Below are 17442 nucleotides of genomic sequence, written 5' to 3'. Positions count from 1 at the left end.
TTCGGCAGGGTGTTGGCATGGTCGAGAATGCTTCGGACTGTGTCGAGGTTCGTGTCACCGCCGGCAGCCGCGAAGAGGCGGAGCGGATCTGTTCGGCGGCGGTGGGACAGCGGCTGGCCGCCGACTGCCAGATCATCGCTCCGATCGAGTCCGTCTACTGGTGGGCGGGCGAGGTCCAGCGCTCCGAGGAGCTACTCCTGCTGATGAAGACCACCGTGGAACGGTTCGAGGAACTCGCCAAGCGGGTGCGGGAACTGCATTCCTATGAGGTGCCACAGATCGTCGCGGTCCCCCTGGTGGTCGGCAACACCGACTACCTCGACTGGATCAGGCGGGAGACCTCTCCAGCCTCTGACGGGTAGAGACGATGTCACCGACCAGTTCCCTGGCCGCCCGGTCCGACTGAGACGCGAGGACCCTCTCCACGGCGGTCAGGCGCCGCAGCCCCCAGGTCGTCTCGCTGCGCTGGGCAGCATCGAGCGCCTGGCGGGCGTAGGCGACCCCTTCGGCGATGTCGCCGATCTGTAGCTGGGCCTGGGCGATGTCAGCATAGACGATGGCCGCTATCTTGCCGTCGGTGTCCTGGCCGACAGCCGACAGCGCGGCCTGTCCGGCCTCGACCACCTTGCGCTCGTCGCCGAGTCGTACATAGGTGGAGAGCCGGAAGGCGGCCATCCGGCCAGAATCGAGGAAACGGGTCCATGCTTGTTCTCTATGGGGTTGCGCCCGGCTGTACGCCTCTTCTGCCTGGTGCAACAGGTCAATGGCCCGGCGGTCACCGAGTGCGGCCAGTTCCTCGGCCTCCCGGCTGAGCAGCCATGCTCGGGTGGCGTCATCACCCTGGGCGGGCAGGAACTGCTGGGCCTGCCGTACGGTCTCGCAGGCGGCTTGGCCTTCGACGGCGTAGGACCTGTAGGCATAGGTGCAGGCCTGGATCACCGAGTGCCCACTCTCCTTGGCGGCCAGGGCGGAGACGCGCTCGAACGCGGCGGACTGGCCGGGCTGCTTGAGGTCCCAGGCGATCCAGGAGGCGAGAGTGGCGGCTTCACCGGCAGTTGCCGCCAGGCGGCGGCAAAACCGATCGGGCAAGCCGCTCTGGAGCAGATTGCTCAGCTCGTTGATGTGGGTGCTGATCCCCTGGTAGATGGCTCGGGCGGGAAGGACGTACTCCAGACGGTGGAAGCCGATGGTGCGCGCTTCGAGGCGTTCGACGGTGTCCTCATCGAGGGTCTGCGGTCCGGTAAGCGCACGGGAAAGGCGCTCCCAGGGGCCGTTGAGAGTGGCCGCGGCTTCGGCGGTCATTCCGGCAGCGAGGATAAGCATCGTTCGACGGTCCACGGATGAGTCCAGCCTTCCCACAATCCAGGCCAGGGTCAGAACATCGATATCCCACGGGTCAACGCTCTGAGACTGGCCAACGGCAACGGTGCTCTCCACGCTAAGCAGGGCAATTGTTGGTGTTCCATCCCGAGGCGGGATGGATGGGGAGGGATAGGGAACAGCGTCGATCGTCCGTGGTGCTGGGGGATGGATAGGGGCCAGACTCAGGATCATGCGGCCGGGGTCGGGCATCTGCAGGCCCTCAGCGATGCGCTCGAACACCTCAAACGAGGTGACCTGGGCGCTCCCCTTCATGATCTCGCTGACCTTGCCCTGGCTGAGATTCACCGCGACGCCGATACAAGTCGGACTGAAACCGGCATATTGGCGAATTAGCCGGAAGAGTTGACCAATATTCCGCTCTCGGAGAGCCGACATAACTTCGGGACGTTGCCATAGCTCCGGCAGGATGACGATTGGTTTAGTCGTTTCTGCAGGCATTCGACACACCCCCTTCGATGCCTCGACCTCTGGATATCCAACGCTTAACGCTAGGGGTTATCCCGTCAAGGGGTATCGATTATCCTGCCGAAGGATTCCGGCTCGGGATGGGTCGCGTAATCCCAGGTGAACAACCTTGACGCATGATTTCCGAAGGTGATCCGAAAGACGGGGGGCGCGAAGCCTGCTGCGGTCGCTCCCGTTGCCCAATGTCACGGCAGAGGCATTGTTTCGCCGACGCGGCACTGATGCCGATGGGCTGCGCCACCTGCGGGCATGCCCCTTACGCACACGGCTGCCCCGACCAAGCCGCCGACCATGAGTATGCCCAGCCCTCCGCTGCGCTGATGGCCACCCGCCTGCAGGCCCGCCGGACCAGAGACTGCTCCCTGCCCTGCTTCGAGCCGCCCGTCCGCATGGTCCCCGCCGAGGTGATCGCAGCTGTGCCCGCTCAGCGGTCTGCTGAGCAGTCCTCGGTTGAGGCGATTCCGCCGGTACCTGTGCAGTGGTCGGACGCGCAGACCTCGGTTGAGGCGGTGGCGTCGGTGCCCACCCAACGGTCTGCCGAGCAGGCCCTGGCCGAGGTGGCTCCGCGGGTGCCCGTCCAGCGCCGTCCCGAACAGGCCCCGGCCATCGTGCCTGCCATGTCGGCGCTGTTGTCCCGGCGCGCACCCTGTCGGCTTCGCCCGGTGCCCTCGTCCAGATCGGCCTCTACCAGGCCACCTCAGACCGACCACAGGCATCACCTCGCGGCCCGCCCCAGGCGATCGGCTGTCTGCGCCGGTCGCGTCCACGGACGTGGTGTACGAGCATCCGAGTCCGGTGAGCCGGTCACGGTAGAAAAGCGCGGCGTCGTCCGTGGGGGAAAAGCGCGGCGAGGGGGGTGGAGTGGTTCAGGGCCGCTCGTTGGTGTCGCGTCGTGCGGGGTCAAAGGTCAAAAGCGCGCCGAGGACCGTGGAGTGGCCCAAGACCGCTCATCGGTACGGGTCCGCCGCGGTGCGGAAGGATCCGGGGCCGCTCCTCGCCGCCGCCTCGCGCGGGGCTCTCGCCGTACGGGGCTCTCGCCGTACGGGGCTCTCGCCGTACGGGGCTCTCGCCGTACGGGGTACGAAGGTCCGCGGGGCGTCCGGTCACGGGTCGCCCCCGGCCGGGGGCGGGGACGAATCGGGCCTTCCACCACGAAAAGCGGCCCACCCGAGGGGCGGGGAGTGGCGCCTTCCTTGATCTGGGTGAATCCGCACGCCCCCAGCGTGCCAACTCATCCAGATCATGGAAAATCCCCGATCGTCACCACCACGGCCCCGCCTCCACGCCCGCCATGACCCGCTTTGCCCCCTCCCAGAGCTCCACCGGCCCGCCCCCGGTCACCCACACCCGACCAACGCCCGCCACCACCCCGCACGACGCGTTACCGGTGCGCGGCCCCACACCACTCCACCACCCCCGCCGCGCTTTTGACCTTTGACCCCGCACGACGCGACACCAACGAGCGGCCCTGAACCACTCCACCACCCTCGCCGCGCTTTTCCCCACGGACGACGCCGCGCTTTTCAACGGCGATCAGCCAGGCGCGACGTAGGTACCGATCTCAAACACTCGTACACCACCTGCGCGGACGCGACCTCTACGGCCCCGCACCGCGCGGTGCTCACCTCGTCTTCGTACCGGCCGCCCGGCCCGTACGGCGCGCCCCTCCATGTCCTTGCCCACCCCATGAAGCGGGCCCGTCCACCGCTGCGAACGACCGGACGGGCCCTTGATCGGATGGAGGTCCAATCAGTGAACGATGCTAAATCCACCGAACCCGAGCCCACCATCCCCGGCTGGCGACTGATCCTCAGCGATGCCGGACGACTGTGGGCCAGCCGGGAGCAGCCCTTCCCCCTGGTCGCGTTCCACGCCGGAGCCGAACGGACCGTCGACGCCGACACCCTGGAGGCCCTGCGCTCCGAGACCGACCGGCAGGAGACCATCGCCCAGCAGGCGCAGGAACAGGCCGCCGGGCAGGTGATCTCATGATCCGCCGCCGCCCACCCGCCACGCGCGGACGCCATCGCGACGGCCAAGCCACCGCCTCGCTCCCGCACTACACCTGGGACCACGAGGCCCGCTCCGAAGCCGCCATGTGCAGATCACCCGGCCGGGCTGGGTCGTGCTCTACGGCACCGGCAGCCGTCTCTTCCAGGCCATCGCCACCTGGCCCACCCCCGAACCGCTGCTGCTCTGCGACCGGACCGCCGAGGGCCTGAAAACCCAGATGCGCGAGGCCGAGGCGACCGCGCTCCTGCACCGCTTGGCCCTCACCTCCACCTCGGCCACTGTCGACCACTTCTGAGCGGGCACGGCGGCCTCCCTTCCCCGGTCCGGGCCGCCGTGCCGTGGCCTCCCTCGCGACGGCGGGTTCTGGGTCGCCGTGGTCGCCCTCTCGCCGCCGAACAGGCTCTCAGCGGTGCCCGTCGCTTCCCGGCGTGTTTGTCAGGACAGCCTTGATGCGGCTCTTCCGGCGGCGGTCACGAACCGACGAGGTTCAACGGCGCTTACCGTCTCCGCCGAACAGGTAACCGATGAAATCGCCGATTCGGCGGAGAACACTGCGATCCTGGCCGGAGTCGGAGGTCTTGCCCTGGCTCTGCCAGCGGTACTGGCCGCGTTGGGCCTCATCGCTCTCACACTTGCGGCGGTCGACGAGCCGGTGGGTGCCGTCAGCCTGACGTGAGCTCGTGTCCACGCACTGAGCGGTCGACCTGTTGTCGCCACTGGCTACGGGCTTCTTCCAAAAGGTGATTCCCACCAGGGCGATCAGGACAACGATCACGACTGTGACGAGTATCGCGGGGATCCGGCGGCAGCCTTGTGGCTCCTCACGCGGTGGCTCCTCACGCGGTGGCTCCTCTGCGGGGTCGGAAAGCCTTCTGGGCACATACGACTCGTGCTCCGACGCGGTCATGTCTCTTCCTGTCACGCGGACGCGGAATCGAGGACCATACGGCCCACGACAGGCCTACCGGCCCCTGTGACATCCAGCCTGGCGACGGCTGCTTGCAATTCGCTTGGACATCGGTGCAGAAGCTGGGCGGACGCTCGACAACCGGTCGTCGACGGTGGACCATGAGCCGTACTCCTCGGGCAGGTCCCGCCACGGGCTGCCGGTGCGAGACCGCCCGTCACCCCGTCGAACCGCCGCCGCGGATGACGTAGGCGCGCAGCTCCGCGGTCAGGCCCGGCCGAACCGCCGCCGCGGATGACGTAGGTGCGCAGCTCCGCGGTCAGGCCCGGCCGAAGGCTCAGGAACAAAAGTCCGCGACGGTGTCGGTGAGGATCTCGGCCACTCGGTGCAGGGAGGCGATGTCGGCCCACTCAGTGGCCGCGTGGGCACCCCCGCCGTCGACGCCAAAGAGCAGACAGGGAATGCCGGCCCGATCCAGCAGCGCGCAGTCGGTCCAGAACGGCTCGGCTCGCACCACCGGCGAATGGCCGAGGACCCTTGTCGCGTGGCGCGTGAGGGTGCATACGACCGCGGCCTGCGGGTCGGCCTCGAAGGGCCGGCGATACAGACCTCGGGACAGCCGGTAGCGGAAGTCCGGAACCACGGCGGCCAGGCGGTCGAGGACCGCGGTCAGCTCCCGTTCCACGGTGTCGGCGTTCTCACCGGGTACGGTGCGACGCTCCAGCGTGACGCGGCAGCGCGCCGGGTAGGTGGACGGCTCCTCCCCACCCTGGATAACGGAGGCGTGTACCGTCCCCGTCCCCAGAAGCGGGTGCGCCGGCCCCTGGGCGAGGCGCTGCCCCAACTCCTCCAGCGCGACGAGGAAGTGACCGGCCTTGACGATGGCGTCGATGCCCAGCTCGGGACGGGACCCGTGAGCCGCCCGCCCCTCGATCTCCACGTCGAACCAGGCGAAGCCCTTGTGCGCGAGGGTCACCTCGAGATGACTCGGCTCGGTGACGATCGCCGCGTCGGCGCTGAAGGACTTGAGTACCTCTTCGGTGCCCAGGCTGCCGTGTTCCTCGTCGGCGACGCAGGCGAGGATGACATCTCCCCGGAGGTGCCCCTGTGCCGTGGCGCGCGCGGCGGCGATCATCATGGCCGCGATACCGCTCTTCATGTCGAAGGCACCGCGGCCGAACATCTTTCCGTCACGGATCCGCGGTTCGAGCGGGTCGCCCTCGTAGCCGGCCAGGCCGACGGTATCGAGATGGCCATTGAGCATCAGTGACCGTCCGCCGCCGGTGCCACGAGCGATCGCGACCAGCGAGGGGCGACCGGCGCGCTTCTCCAGGCGGTGCACCTCGAAGCCACGGGTGGCCAACCATTCACCGCAGAAATCGGCGATGACCGTCTCGCCCACACCGCCGGGCACCAGCTCGGGGTTGACGGAGTCGATGGCGATGAGCCTGGCGAGGAGGGCACCCGGGTCTGATGTGTCGGGAACCGCGGAACTCGCGGGAGTTTCAGAGAGCATGCGGACCTTCCGAAAGCACTGTCGCCTCCCTGGCACGGGAATGGGCGAAACGGCGCGGCCTTGGCCATGCGCCAGATGGTGACGCTGAGTTCAGACATCCGGAGAGGCATGCGGATTGGCCGCGCTCCCCTCGGTGCACAGCAACACCACCGTCGAGGCAAGGCCAAGACCCAGTGTGGTACGGCGCTCGCCGGCGCCGTCACCGGTGAGCACGGCGCGGACGCCGGCGAGCGAGGCCGCACCGCAGGGACCACAGGAAACACCGAGAGCGGCGAGGTCACCGGCCGCGCGGGCGCTGTCGGCATCGGCGATGGCCACGGCGGCATCCAGCCCACCGCGCAGGTAAGGCCAGGCGATACTGGAGGGTGTGCCGCAGTTCAGGCCGACCATGATGGTCTCACCGGTGGTAACGCTGACCGGTTCGCCACGCACGAGGCTCTCGATGACACAGGGGGCGGCCGTAGGTTCCACCGACAACAGCGCCGGAGCCGGCCCGGCCGGACGGCTGCGGTAGTGGGTGACGACGGCCTGGGCCAGCGAGCCCACGCCCACCGGGATGGCGACGAGATCGGGCATCCCAGCTCCAGCGGCCATCAACTGCTCGTCGATTTCGGCACAGAGGGTGGAATAGCCCTCGACGATCCAACCGGGGATCTGCTCATAGCCCGGCCAGGCGGTGTCCTGAACCAGAACCGTATCCAGCGCGACGGCCGCCTCGGCCGCCCGGCGCACCGCCTCGTCGTACGAGCCCTCGACCTGAACCACCTCGGCCTGCTCGGCGGCGATGTCCGCCACAGCCCTCGGATGAACACCCCACGGAATGAAGACGCGGGCGCGCCGGCCGAGCAGACGTGCCATATGAGCCACAGCGCGGCCGTGGTTGCCGTCGGTGGCGGTCACCAACGTGACCGGATCCACCCGCTCGGCGAGGGCGCGGTGCACCGCCCAGGATGCGCCCAGCACCTTGAAAGCGGGCAGGCCCAGACGAGACGACTCGTCCTTGACGAAGACCCGCCCAACCCCCAACTCGACGGCAAGCCAGGGAAGTTCGATCAGTGAAGTAGGGGCGTACCCGGGCAGGGAGGAATGGAACCCCCGCACCTCAGCGGGGGCGGGCGCACAGGTCCAGAACCTGGCGGCGGGCCGCGCGAACCACGGCAGCGTACGGACGGAAGCAGCGATCTCAGACATCACAGTCAGCGTGCGACATACACCTCTAATCGGTCCAGCGAATGTTTCCAACTTATATTCATCAGAAAAACCAACTAATCAAAACTCTCCGCGACGACGAAGAGAACGGTCCGCCGATGTTCGACCTGCACCGACTACGCCTGCTGCGCGAACTCAAACACCGCGGCACCCTCGCGGCCGTCGCCGACGCCCTCTCCTACAGCCCTTCCTCCGTCTCCCAGCAGCTCTCCCAACTGGAGGCAGAGGTCGGCGTCCGACTGCTGGAGCCGATCGGGCGACGCGTGCGGCTGACCGAGCAGGCGGAGATCCTCGTCGCCCATACCGAAGCGGTGTTGAAGCGTCTGGAGCGCGCCGAGGCGGACATCGCCGCCTCCCTGACCGATCTGACCGGGACCCTGCGCATCGCCTCGTTCCAGACCGCCACCCTTGCCCTGATACCCAGGGCACTGAGCATCCTGCGCGATCTCCACCCCGGCCTTCGGCCGCACGTCACACAGATGCCGCCGGAAACGGCCCTGCTCGCACTTCAGGCCCGCGACTTCGACCTGGTCATCGCCGAGGAGTACCCGGGCAACCCCAACCCCCGGCCCGCCGAACTGGAACAAGAAGACCTGCTCGACGACTCCCTCCACCTCGCGCTGCCCGAACCAGCCGATGACGCGGACGGCGCCACGGCGTCGCTGCGCTCACTCGCCGACCGTCCCTGGGCCATGGAACCCGAGGGTACGGCCGCCCGCCACTGGGCCATGACCCTGTGCCGGAACGCCGGTTTCGAACCCGACGTACGGTTCGAGACCACCGACCTCCTGATCCACCTTCGCCTCGTCGAACAAGGCCACGCCGTCGCCCTGCTCCCTGACCTCGTATGGATCGGACAGTCCCCGACCGTCGCACTGCGGCAGCTCCCCCGCGGCCAGCGGACACGCCGCATCTTCACCGCGGTACGCCGAGGCCGCAGCCGACACCCCGCCATCAGGGCATGCCGCCACGCGCTCCGGCAGGCGGTCACAGAGGCGACGGCCCCGATCGATACCTGAAAGGGACGGTACGCAATCGCGACTCTTGTTTGTGGGGCGGGTCTTCAATGAGGTGGCCGTCCTCGCGGGTGCCCGCCGCGACCAGCCATATCCAGATCTCGGTGTCGGCCTCTGCCGCACGCCAGGCCGCCGCACTCCTCCACCGAGGCGTAGAGGTCGGAGGCGTTTCGAGGCTTCGCCGACGGCGCTGTCCAGCCTCCCCTCCGATGCTCCCATCGACGTCGCTTCACCTCAGAATTGCGCTGGGGAGCGCAGCTCACCCCCTGAACCCGCGGATTAAAAGTGGAGGGCTTCCTATGTAACGTTTGGTGTCATGGCCTGCAGCTTCGCGTCTTACCAGGTATGGCAGGCCGAGATCGTTCCGCGCATGTTCCGGATCTTCATGAGCCAAGGGTGTCAGCGGTAGGGGTAGATATGGTCGGTGGATCCGATCAGAGCCGGACTGGCGAAACGGGCGGAAGACAGGTGGACGCCCGTGGCGCGTTCGGCAAGGGCCAGAGCGCTGGAGACGGAATCGTCGGGAAAGCCGAGCTGGTCGCCGTCGATGTCCATGCCGAGGTCCTCGACATCCGCCTGGAGTCGGTCGGGGTCGGCCCCCTCCCGAAGAGAATAGGCGTACAGGCTGAACGTGGTGATCCGCCGGCCGTCGACGCAGTAGGTGAAGCCGTCGTTCTTGATGTTCATGAACACCGAGGCCGCGGCTGTGCCTGCGGACAGTAGATAGGCCTTGTCGTAGATGGTTATCGCCCAGCCGTATTCAATCAGGACGGTTCCGCCGTTGGCCGCGTAGGCCGCGATGCCCTGTCCCGACTCGCTCAGAGGGCCCGGGGTGACGTGGACCCGCCGCAGAGCTTCCCGAGGAGACAGGTCCCGCACGAAGCCGACGCAGAGCCAGGTCTCGTCGGCGTCGTCGGTGAACTCCTCGCAGAGCCATTCATAGGTCACTGCCGTGGCGCCGCCCATTCATCTGCCTTCCATGGAAGTCGTATCGCGATGATCATGGCAGAGGGAGCCGACAACTCCACTCGTTGTCCATGCGCTGCCGGCTTGGGAACCGACTACTGATCTTGCAGTGCTGAGCTGCGAAAACCAGGGTGCAGGTCAGAGCGGACCGGTTGGCCGTGAGTCCTGTGAGTGATCCCGTGCTCGCCGCCACGATGCTGGGCAACGGGCGGCAGGTCAGCGCGCACGACACGGTGCCCTTCACCCTCTGGAGCGCCGCCCGCGAACGCCGGGACTTCGAAACGGCCATGTGGACCACCGCGGCAGCAGGTGGTGACATCGACACCACCTGTGCCATCGTCGGCGGCATTGTCGCGGCCTCAGGGAGCGCCCGTCCGCCTTCGGAGTGGAGAAGGCGATGCGAGCCGCTACCGGACTGGGCAGGCGCCCCGCCCCTTGACCGTGAACCGGACGCCCCAGACGGTTCTCAGACGTGGGCTGAACACTGGAGGAGTGATGATCGATTCTGATCCCGGGGGAGGACACTGGGAAGGATCAGCCGCAAACACCCGGTGTCAGCCGTAGACGGCCGGGCATGAAAAGCCCTCACATTGACAAGAACACCTCAAGATCCATCCCGCGTATATCCCGCGAACACCGGCCGAGAGCCGCTCACGGTGACCTACGGCTACACATCCCGGAAACGATCAACGGCGCCTCACCAGGATTGAATGCCTGGTCAAACGCCGTTTCCGGTGCTCAGCGGAGAGCGTGGGATTCGAACCCACGAGACCGGTCACCCGGCCTAGCGGTTTTCAAGACCGCCGCCATCGTCCACTAGGCGAGCTCTCCTGGTGACACGTCCCAAGAACGTGTCAGATTGCACACTAGTCTCTCATTGGCCCGGACGTGCCCGAGACCCGGCAGGCGCTGCACAACAAAGCGGAACATCAGCCTGCCGGGGGGTGGGTCAGGGTTGGGGACCGGCGAAACCGTCGCCGACCGAGGCGGCCAGGCGAAGGTAGGACTCGCGGGTGGCGGGCTGGAGCCTGTCCAGCTCGATCTCCGCGCCCTCCTCCAGGTGCGTGTCGTAGGGGACCCGGATGACGGCGCGGCAGCGGGCCGCGAAGTGGGCTTCCAGGCGGTCGATGTCGACGGTCGACTTCGACCTCGGCCGGACGCTGCACAGCACCACGGTGGCGGAGCGGACCAGCTCCTCGTAGTGGTGGGCCTCCAGCCAGTCGAGGGTCGCCGAGGCTGCGCGGGCGCCGTCCACGGAGGGGGAGCTGACCAGGACGAGCTGGTCGGCCAGCCCGAGCACGCCGGACATGGCCGAGTGGAGCAGGCCGGTGCCGCAGTCGGTGATGCAGATCGAGTAGAAGTTCTCCAGGACCTGCGAGACCGACTGGTAGTCGGACGCGCTGAATGCCTCGGACACCGACGGGTCACGGTCCGAGGCGAGGATCTCCAGGCGCGACGGGGCTTGGGAGGTGAAGGCCCTGATGTCGACGTACCTCTTGATCTGCTGGCGCTCGTTGAGCAGGTCTCGGACCGTCGCGGAGGTTTCGAGCTCGACCTTGTCCGACAGGGTTCCCCGGTCGGGGTTGGCGTCGACCGCGATGACCCGGTCTCCGCGTACCTGGGCGAGGGTGGCGCCGAGGCCGACCGTGGTGGTGGTCTTGCCGACACCGCCCTTGAGGCTGAGCACGGCGACGCGGTGGTGGCCGGTGGCCACCGGGGTACGCGCACGGCCGACCAGTTCACGGCGGCGACGTACCTCAGGGGACTCGCCCGGCTTGATCAGCCCCGCCGACGCCTTGTAGACCAGCTTCCGCCAGCCCCCTGCGGGCGCGTTGCGACGCCCACGGAGCAGCGACTCCGGGTCCAGGCTGTCGGCCGACTGCCGAGGGGCCGTGCCCGGGGGTTGCTGCCTGGCCGTCGTGCCGAAGGCGGCTGCCGAAGCCGTCTGGCGGCGGCGTGCCTGGTACGGCTCCCGCACCGGTTCGGCCGTGTCCCTGCCGGGCGCGAAGGGGTTCTCCCGCTCCATGCGCTCCTGGGCCGAGGCTGCCTCCCGCCCGGGGGCGGCAGGCGCGTCCTTGCCGGGCGTGAAGGGGTCCGTACGTTCCTGGGGTGAGCCGCTCTCCCGGCCGGGTGCGAAGAAGTCCTCCCGTTCCGTGTGCTCCCGGCCGGAGGAGGGGTCCGAGAAGGCCGAGAAAGTGGAAGGGGAGGACGCCGCGGAGCCGAAGGAACGTTCCGGTGACACGGCCGGCTCCGGCCTGTCGGTGCCGAAGGACTCGGGGGCCCGGAACGGCTCGACGTGCTCGGGATCGGGCGCGTGGGAGGACGGGGGAACGGGCGCCTGCCTGGGGGACTCCTTCGCCGCCGGTGTCACCGCGGATTCGCCACCGGTGGGGAACCGGTCGGTTTCCACCGAACCGAACGTGAAGCGGTCGCCGCCGTCCGCGGTGGCGGACGTGGACAGGTCACCGCCGACCTCGGCCGCAGGCCGGTCGGACCCGCTGCTCTCCACGGAGAAGTCTCCGCTTCCGAAGGAGAAGGCCGTACCTCCTGCGCGATCCTGGTCGCCACCGCCGAAGGAGAACCGGCCGGGGTCGGTGCCACCAAACTCGTTACTCCCGAAGGAGAACCGCTGGGTCTCCGAGGACGTCGAGGTGGCCGGCTCCGGGTCTGCGGACTCGGTAGGGGCAGGGGAAGGGGCGGGATCGGAGGACTCCGCCTGGCGCTGGGGTTGCTCGAACAGGCCGCGGGACGGCTCGTGCGCGGGCGCCGCGAACGGGGTGCGGATGTGCGGCTCGGTGAAGTCTCCCAGACCGCCGTCGTCGGACTCCTGGCGTGGCAGAGGCTTGAGCTGCGCGAGAAAGCCGTCGTTGTCCTGCTTACCGGATGCCGGGGCGGGCACGGTGAAGGAGCTCACCGTGTCGGATGCCTCCATCCACTCGGCCGCGTCGGCGTCCTCGGCCGGCGGTTCGGTCGCCGACGAAGTCACCGACGGAGTCACCGACGAGTTCGTGGCCGGGTGAGCCGAGTCGACGGCCGCGCGAAACAGCGGCGAGGACGCCGTGTCGGGCTCGGCCGGGACCAGACTCCAGGGATCCTTCGGGTACGGCGAGATGACGGTGTCGTCCACCGTGGTGGCCTTCACCGCCAGGGCCGGCGCCTCCTCCTGCTCCTTGATGGCGTCAAGCCATGCGAGCTGTTCCTCGAGAGATTCCTCACGATCGTGTCTTGCCACCGTGTTCCCCCTCGGGATGGGCATAAAAGGGCAGCAAACACATAGCAGGTTAACGCCCTGTGTTCTTGTCAACGCGAGCAACCACCAAGTTGGCTCGGCGGATACCTTTGCTCACATGCGCGCCATCGTGATCGATAAACCAGGTGGACCGGAAGTTCTGACGTGGCGGGAGGTTCCCGACCCGTTACCAGAGCGCGGCGAAATCATCATCGACGTGGTGGCCTCCGCGGTCAACAGGGCCGACGCGCTACAGCGGCAGGGTTTCTACAATCCGCCCGCCGGCGCCTCCCCGTACCCAGGGCTGGAGTGTTCCGGCGTGGTCAGTGAGGTGGGACCGGACGTCGAGGGATTCGCGCCGGGTGACCGGGTGTGCGCGCTGCTCAGTGGCGGCGGGTACGCGGAGAAGGTCGCCGTGCCCTGGCAGCAGGTCATGCGGGTGCCCGACGGCGTCGACCTCGTCGAGGCGGCCGGCCTGCCCGAGGTGGCCTGCACCGTCTGGTCCAACGTCTTCATGACCGCGCGTCTGCGGAAGGGCGAGACCCTCCTCGTGCACGGCGGCGCCAGCGGGATCGGCACGATGGCCGTCCAGCTGGCGAAGGCGTTCGGCTCGCGCGTGGTCGTCACCGCCGGGTCACCCGAGAAGATCACCCGCTGTCTGGAGCTGGGCGCCGACGAGGGGATCGACTACCGGCGGGAGGAATTCTCCGAGAAGGTCAGGGCCGATGTGATCCTCGACATCATCGGCGGCAGATACCTCCCGGGGAATATCAAGGTTCTCAAGACGGGCGGGCGGCTGGTCGTGATCGGCCTGCAGGGCGGCGCGAAGGGCGAGCTGGATCTGGGAGCCCTGCTGGCGAAGCGGGCCTCGGTGCACGGCACCACCCTGCGTGCCCGGCCCGTCGACGAGAAGGGCGTCATCGTGCGCGGAGTCGTGGACAACGTCTGGCCCCTGATCGATGCTGGGGCGATCCGGCCCGTGGTGCACGCCCAGGTGCCGATGAGCGACGCGGCCGAGGCCCACCGGATCCTGGACTCCGGGGAACACACCGGGAAAATCCTGCTAGTAGGTTGAGGCTATGAACACTGAGGAGAGCACTCCGCACATCGTGGTCGTGGGTCCCCAGGGCTCTCAGGAAGATGAGAACTCCGAGGGTCGGTCGATAGCCGACCTGGTCGAGCAGCCCGCCAAGGTGATGCGCATCGGCAGCATGATCCGTCAGCTCTTGGAGGAGGTCCGGGCGGCTCCGCTGGACGAGGCCAGCCGTAAACGGCTCAAGGAGATCCACCAGAGTTCCATCAAGGAGCTCGAGGACGGTCTGGCGCCGGAGTTGGTCGAAGAGCTGGAACGGCTGTCACTGCCGTTCACCGAGAACGTCAACGGCACCCCGCCGAGCGACGCGGAGCTCCGGATCGCCCATGCGCAGCTGGTCGGCTGGCTTGAAGGGCTGTTCCACGGCATACAGACCACGCTCTTCGCCCAGCAGATGGCGGCCCGCGCCCAGTTGGAGAACATGCGCAGGGCCCTGCCCGGTGGAGTCTCCCTCCAACAGCAGCAGGAGGGCCACCCGGGCGGCAACCCCGGCCCCTACCTGTAGGGGATCGCGGAAGCTTTCGAACGCCGTGTCAGGGGCCCGGGTGGACATCCCCGGGCCCGCGGAGCCCCGTCACGATCCGTAGAGCCTCTCAAGGACTCCGGCGACCCCGTCGTCGTTGTTGGCCGCGGTCACGTGATCGACCGCGGCCAGCACCTCCGGGTGGGCGTTGGCGACGGCGTACGAGGTGCCGGCCCACCGGAGCATCGGAAGATCGTTGGGCATGTCACCGAAGGCGATCACTTCGTGCGGCTCGATGTCGCGCGTCATGGCGAGATGGGCCAGCGCGGAGGCCTTCGTGACGCCGTGCGCGCTCATCTCGATCAGTGCCCGGCCGCTGGAGTGGGTGGGAGTGACCAGGTCACCGACCAGCCCGCGGACCGCCGCGTGGAGAATGTCGGGATCCATCGCGGGGTGAAGTGCCAGGAGTTTGGCGCAGGGCCGCGAGGTGAGCGTGGCCGTTCCCACGCGGAGTCCGCCGACCGCCCTGTTGTCCCACCCTCCGAGACGAAAGTCCGATTCGTGGGCGAATCCGCCTTCGTATTCCACTGAGAAGGCAAGGTCGGGAACCTTTTCCCTGAGTCGTCTCACCACCTCTTCAAGCACGTCCGGATGGATGAGATGGGATTTGACGATCTGCTCGGTGTGCAGGTCGTAGACGAGGGCTCCGTTGGCGCATATGGCCAGCCCACGATGGCGCACGGCGCCCGCGACAGTGTGCATCCAGCGGGGTGGCCTGCCGGTCACGAAGACCAGCGCGGCTCCGGCGTTCTCCACAAGCGCAAAAGCGGCGGCTGTACGGGGGGAGACGGTGCCGTCCGAGCGCAGAGCAGTGCCGTCGAGGTCGGTGGCGACCAGCCTGGGGCTTCGCATAACAAGTCCCAGTCTGCACTGTGATGGCCGAGGTGTCGGCCCCCAGGATCCTGTCCTAGGAATCTTCCTGATGGCGGGAACACGCATGCGCCGGATAGTGTTAGATGTGATGGCGTTGTATTAGCTGAATCCCGTTGTGAAAACCAGTTTGACTGAGCCACCCCGGGGCCCGCTGTACGACACATGGGGTTCATGAGGTGTGAATCCCAAAGTTTCAAATCCTGAGGGAGAGCTTTAATGGCTCAGGGAACCGTCAAGTGGTTCAATGCTGAAAAGGGCTTCGGCTTCATCGCACCGGATGGCGGTGCACCGGACGTGTTCGTGCACTTCTCCGAAATCCAGGGCAACGGCTACCGTAGCCTCGAAGACGGCCAGCGGGTCGAGTTCGAGATCACCCAGGGCCAGAAAGGCCCGCAGGCCTCGCAGGTCCGCGCCGTCTGACGCATAGACCTCTTGGTTGAACCTGTTTGACCGGAAGGCGGGGTTCGCTCTTCGCGAACCCCGCCTTCCGCATTTCCAGGGCACCTCGGAACGCCCGGCCGATCGACCATTCGGCCTTCCGTGTGGCCGTCCGTGTGGCCTTCCGTTGGTCCCGTCGCCCTCGCCTGCTGACACCGTTCCACCGGCAGACACCGCCCTCACCGGCGGACTCCCCCGGCGGTCCCGCCTCAGACTCGGCGGTGTGGCGGCCCAGATCCGCCTGCCCGCCGCTGAGAGCGATCGTGAGGGCCTGGGCCGGGGCGTGGCGTTCCCGGATTCCGGCGTTCATTCCCTGCCCTCCTGCGGAACTGTGGAGGTGTGCGGCGTCACCACCTTCGTGTTGCTTCACGGGACGGTGGAACCAACCGGAACACCGTGTCGGAGCCAGAGCGTCCTGGTCGGCTGGGCGGGCACGAGGGAAGTGGTGGAACGTCCGGCGTGAACGCGACAGGGCCCCGCCTGGCGGCGGGGCCCTGTCGCGAACGGGCCTACTTGACGGGTTCGAGCACGTCGAGGCCGACGTACGGGCGCAGAGCCTTGGGGAGCACGACGGAACCGTCGGCCTGCTGGTGGTTCTCCAGGATCGCGACGATCCAGCGGGTGGTGGCCAGCGTGCCGTTCAGGGTGGCCACGTGCTGGGGCTTGCCACCGGATTCACGGAAACGCACCCCGAGGCGGCGGGCCTGGAAGTCGGTGCAGTTGGAGGTCGAGGTGAGTTCGCGGTAGCGACCCTGACTCGGCACCCACGCCTCGCAGTCGAACTTCCGGGCGGCCGAGGTGCCCAGGTCTCCGGCCGCGGTGTCGATCACCCGATAGGGCAGCTCGACCTTGGCCAGCATCTCCTTCTCCCAGTCGAGCAGGCGCAGGTGCTCGGCGTGCGCATCCTCTGGCCGGACATAGGAGAACATCTCCACCTTGTCGAACTGGTGAACCCGGATGATGCCTCGGGTGTCCTTGCCGTACGAGCCGGCCTCGCGGCGAAAACACGAGGACCATCCCGCGTAGCGGTACGGGAGCGCGGAGCCGTCGAGGATCTCGCCGCCGTGGTAGGCCGCCATCGGCACCTCGCTCGTGCCGACCAGGAACAGGTCGTCGTCAGGCAGGTGGTAGATCTCGCCGGCGTGGGCGCCGAGGAAGCCGGTGCCCTTCATCGACTCCGGCTTGACCAGCACGGGCGTGATCATCGGGACGAAGCCCGCCTCGATCGCCTGCTGCATGGCCATGTTGAGCAGCCCGAGCTGGAGCCGCGCACCGACGCCCCTCAGGAAGAAGAACCGCGAGCCCGACACCTTCGCGCCGCGCTCCATGTCGATGGCGCCGAGCAGCTCGCCGAGCTCCAGGTGGTCCTTGGGCTTGAAGTCGAAGGACGGCTTCCCACCGATCTCCTCCAGGACGACGTAGTCGTCCTCGCCGCCCTCGGGAGCCCCCTCCTCCACCAGGTTGGGCACCGTGTAGATCAGCTCATCGAGCTCGGCGGCGAGCTTCTCCGCCTCGGCCTCGGCCGACTTGACCTGTGAGGAGAGGTCCTTCGCCCGCTCCAGCAGGGTCGCCTTCTCCTCTCCCGAGGCGCGGGAGACCGACTTGCCGACGGTCTTCTGCTCGGCACGGAGCGTCTCGAAGCGGCTCAGCGCACCACGCCGGCGCTCATCGAGGTCGAGCAGCGTTTCGACGACAGAGTCGTCCTCACCGCGGGCACGCTGCGACGCCCGTAGCCGGTCGGGATCCTCACGAAGGGTACGCAGGTCAATCACAGTCACAGGCTACCGATGTACGGCTCGCGCCCGCGCCCG

17 protein-coding genes, 1 tRNA gene and 2 pseudogenes are annotated in these 17442 nt (G+C 67.8%); 8 read left to right on the top strand and 12 right to left on the bottom strand.

Features of this window, described 5'->3' with window-relative positions:
- Window positions 1-17 precede the first annotated feature (17 nt).
- Window positions 18-362, top strand: a complete 345-nt coding sequence (gene cutA / locus OG884_RS17085; protein ID WP_326646339.1) for a divalent-cation tolerance protein CutA — start codon at window positions 18-20, stop codon at window positions 360-362.
- On the opposite strand, the gene OG884_RS17080 is transcribed toward cutA, so the two are convergent.
- Window positions 328-1323, bottom strand: coding sequence for an XRE family transcriptional regulator (locus OG884_RS17080; RefSeq protein ID WP_326647137.1), 996 nt, complete (start codon window positions 1321-1323; stop codon window positions 328-330). The genes cutA and OG884_RS17080 overlap by 35 nt on opposite strands.
- Before the next feature lie 252 nt (window positions 1324-1575).
- Window positions 1576-1758: pseudogene (locus OG884_RS17075) on the bottom strand (helix-turn-helix domain-containing protein); the annotation flags it as partial.
- Between the two features lie 1842 nt (window positions 1759-3600).
- Here OG884_RS17075 and OG884_RS17070 point away from each other — a divergent pair.
- A complete protein-coding gene (locus OG884_RS17070) occupies window positions 3601-3840 on the top strand; it encodes a hypothetical protein (protein WP_326646338.1) in 240 nt (79 codons plus the stop codon).
- A gap of 106 nt (window positions 3841-3946) precedes the next feature.
- Window positions 3947-4156 carry a hypothetical protein gene (locus OG884_RS17065; RefSeq protein ID WP_326646337.1) on the top strand — a complete coding sequence of 70 codons (210 nt, stop codon included), beginning with the start codon at window positions 3947-3949 and terminating at the stop codon, window positions 4154-4156.
- Between the two features lie 192 nt (window positions 4157-4348).
- On the opposite strand, the gene OG884_RS17060 is transcribed toward OG884_RS17065, so the two are convergent.
- The 4 genes and pseudogenes from OG884_RS17060 to OG884_RS17050 all read right to left on the bottom strand — a co-directional run bounded on the left by OG884_RS17060 (window position 4349) and on the right by OG884_RS17050 (window position 7475).
- A complete protein-coding gene (locus OG884_RS17060; protein WP_326646336.1) occupies window positions 4349-4768 on the bottom strand; it encodes a hypothetical protein in 420 nt (139 codons plus the stop codon).
- 150 nt (window positions 4769-4918) lie between these two features.
- Window positions 4919-5002, bottom strand: a pseudogene (locus OG884_RS37530) (IS5/IS1182 family transposase); the annotation flags it as partial.
- Window positions 5003-5105: 103 nt separating this feature from the next.
- Complete coding sequence (locus tag OG884_RS17055; protein WP_326646335.1) at window positions 5106-6284, bottom strand: ArgE/DapE family deacylase; 1179 nt, start codon at window positions 6282-6284, stop codon at window positions 5106-5108.
- A 90-nt stretch (window positions 6285-6374) separates the two neighbouring features.
- Window positions 6375-7475 carry a pyridoxal-phosphate dependent enzyme gene (locus OG884_RS17050; RefSeq protein WP_326646334.1) on the bottom strand — a complete coding sequence of 367 codons (1101 nt, stop codon included), beginning with the start codon at window positions 7473-7475 and terminating at the stop codon, window positions 6375-6377.
- 116 nt (window positions 7476-7591) lie between these two features.
- Between OG884_RS17050 and OG884_RS17045 the strand changes: the two genes are divergently transcribed.
- Window positions 7592-8512, top strand: a complete 921-nt coding sequence (locus tag OG884_RS17045) for a LysR family transcriptional regulator (RefSeq protein WP_326646333.1) — start codon at window positions 7592-7594, stop codon at window positions 8510-8512.
- A gap of 396 nt (window positions 8513-8908) precedes the next feature.
- On the opposite strand, the gene OG884_RS17040 is transcribed toward OG884_RS17045, so the two are convergent.
- The gene (locus OG884_RS17040; RefSeq protein ID WP_326646332.1) at window positions 8909-9475 is read right to left on the bottom strand and encodes a DUF6461 domain-containing protein; all 567 of its coding nucleotides are present in this window, start codon (window positions 9473-9475) and stop codon (window positions 8909-8911) included.
- A gap of 194 nt (window positions 9476-9669) precedes the next feature.
- On the opposite strand from OG884_RS17040, the gene OG884_RS17035 reads away from it, so the two are divergent.
- Complete coding sequence (locus OG884_RS17035; protein WP_326646940.1) at window positions 9670-9984, top strand: ADP-ribosylglycohydrolase family protein; 315 nt, start codon at window positions 9670-9672, stop codon at window positions 9982-9984.
- A gap of 233 nt (window positions 9985-10217) precedes the next feature.
- On the opposite strand, the gene OG884_RS17030 is transcribed toward OG884_RS17035, so the two are convergent.
- A tRNA-Ser gene (locus OG884_RS17030) sits at window positions 10218-10306 on the bottom strand.
- A 118-nt stretch (window positions 10307-10424) separates the two neighbouring features.
- A complete protein-coding gene (locus OG884_RS17025; RefSeq protein WP_326646331.1) occupies window positions 10425-12707 on the bottom strand; it encodes a nucleotide-binding protein in 2283 nt (760 codons plus the stop codon).
- 115 nt (window positions 12708-12822) lie between these two features.
- Between OG884_RS17025 and OG884_RS17020 the strand changes: the two genes are divergently transcribed.
- On the top strand, window positions 12823-13779 hold the full coding sequence (locus tag OG884_RS17020; protein WP_326646330.1) for an NAD(P)H-quinone oxidoreductase: 957 nt from the start codon (window positions 12823-12825) through the stop codon (window positions 13777-13779).
- 4 nt (window positions 13780-13783) lie between these two features.
- Complete coding sequence (locus tag OG884_RS17015; protein WP_326646329.1) at window positions 13784-14302, top strand: bacterial proteasome activator family protein; 519 nt, start codon at window positions 13784-13786, stop codon at window positions 14300-14302.
- A 69-nt stretch (window positions 14303-14371) separates the two neighbouring features.
- Here OG884_RS17015 and OG884_RS17010 read toward each other — a convergent pair whose 3' ends face one another.
- Window positions 14372-15172 (bottom strand): HAD family hydrolase, encoded by an 801-nt coding sequence (locus OG884_RS17010; RefSeq protein ID WP_326646328.1) that lies wholly within the window; start codon window positions 15170-15172, stop codon window positions 14372-14374.
- 237 nt (window positions 15173-15409) lie between these two features.
- Here OG884_RS17010 and OG884_RS17005 point away from each other — a divergent pair, with 237 nt between their 5' ends.
- Window positions 15410-15613: a cold-shock protein gene (locus OG884_RS17005; protein WP_012886943.1), complete on the top strand. Its 204-nt coding sequence runs from the start codon at window positions 15410-15412 to the stop codon at window positions 15611-15613.
- Here OG884_RS17005 and OG884_RS37525 read toward each other — a convergent pair.
- On the bottom strand, window positions 15564-16001 hold the full coding sequence (locus OG884_RS37525) for an FAD-dependent monooxygenase (RefSeq protein ID WP_442811697.1): 438 nt from the start codon (window positions 15999-16001) through the stop codon (window positions 15564-15566). The genes OG884_RS17005 and OG884_RS37525 overlap by 50 nt on opposite strands.
- A gap of 139 nt (window positions 16002-16140) precedes the next feature.
- Window positions 16141-17403, bottom strand: a complete 1263-nt coding sequence (gene serS, locus OG884_RS17000; protein WP_326646327.1) for a serine--tRNA ligase — start codon at window positions 17401-17403, stop codon at window positions 16141-16143.
- Between the last annotated feature and the right edge of the window lie 39 nt (window positions 17404-17442).

The organism is Streptosporangium sp. NBC_01755, assembly GCF_035917995.1.
Lineage (GTDB): Bacteria > Actinomycetota > Actinomycetes > Streptosporangiales > Streptosporangiaceae > Streptosporangium.
Note: the sequence above shows the minus strand (reverse complement) of the source record. Positions and strands in the feature narration are given on the sequence as shown.

What these genes read in the sequence shown, in the direction of transcription:
- cutA (WP_326646339.1), top strand. Translation starts at nt 18, where the DNA reads ATGGTCGAGAATGCTTCGGACTGTGTCGAGGTTCGTGTCACCGCCGGC.
- OG884_RS17080 (WP_326647137.1), bottom strand. Translation starts at nt 1,323, where the DNA reads ATGCTTATCCTCGCTGCCGGAATGACCGCCGAAGCCGCGGCCACTCTC.
- OG884_RS17060 (WP_326646336.1), bottom strand. Translation starts at nt 4,768, where the DNA reads ATGACCGCGTCGGAGCACGAGTCGTATGTGCCCAGAAGGCTTTCCGAC.
- OG884_RS17055 (WP_326646335.1), bottom strand. Translation starts at nt 6,284, where the DNA reads ATGCTCTCTGAAACTCCCGCGAGTTCCGCGGTTCCCGACACATCAGAC.
- OG884_RS17050 (WP_326646334.1), bottom strand. Translation starts at nt 7,475, where the DNA reads ATGTCTGAGATCGCTGCTTCCGTCCGTACGCTGCCGTGGTTCGCGCGG.
- OG884_RS17045 (WP_326646333.1), top strand. Translation starts at nt 7,592, where the DNA reads ATGTTCGACCTGCACCGACTACGCCTGCTGCGCGAACTCAAACACCGC.
- OG884_RS17040 (WP_326646332.1), bottom strand. Translation starts at nt 9,475, where the DNA reads ATGGGCGGCGCCACGGCAGTGACCTATGAATGGCTCTGCGAGGAGTTC.
- OG884_RS17035 (WP_326646940.1), top strand. Translation starts at nt 9,670, where the DNA reads ATGCTGGGCAACGGGCGGCAGGTCAGCGCGCACGACACGGTGCCCTTC.
- OG884_RS17020 (WP_326646330.1), top strand. Translation starts at nt 12,823, where the DNA reads ATGCGCGCCATCGTGATCGATAAACCAGGTGGACCGGAAGTTCTGACG.
- OG884_RS17015 (WP_326646329.1), top strand. Translation starts at nt 13,784, where the DNA reads ATGAACACTGAGGAGAGCACTCCGCACATCGTGGTCGTGGGTCCCCAG.
- OG884_RS17010 (WP_326646328.1), bottom strand. Translation starts at nt 15,172, where the DNA reads ATGCGAAGCCCCAGGCTGGTCGCCACCGACCTCGACGGCACTGCTCTG.
- OG884_RS17005 (WP_012886943.1), top strand. Translation starts at nt 15,410, where the DNA reads ATGGCTCAGGGAACCGTCAAGTGGTTCAATGCTGAAAAGGGCTTCGGC.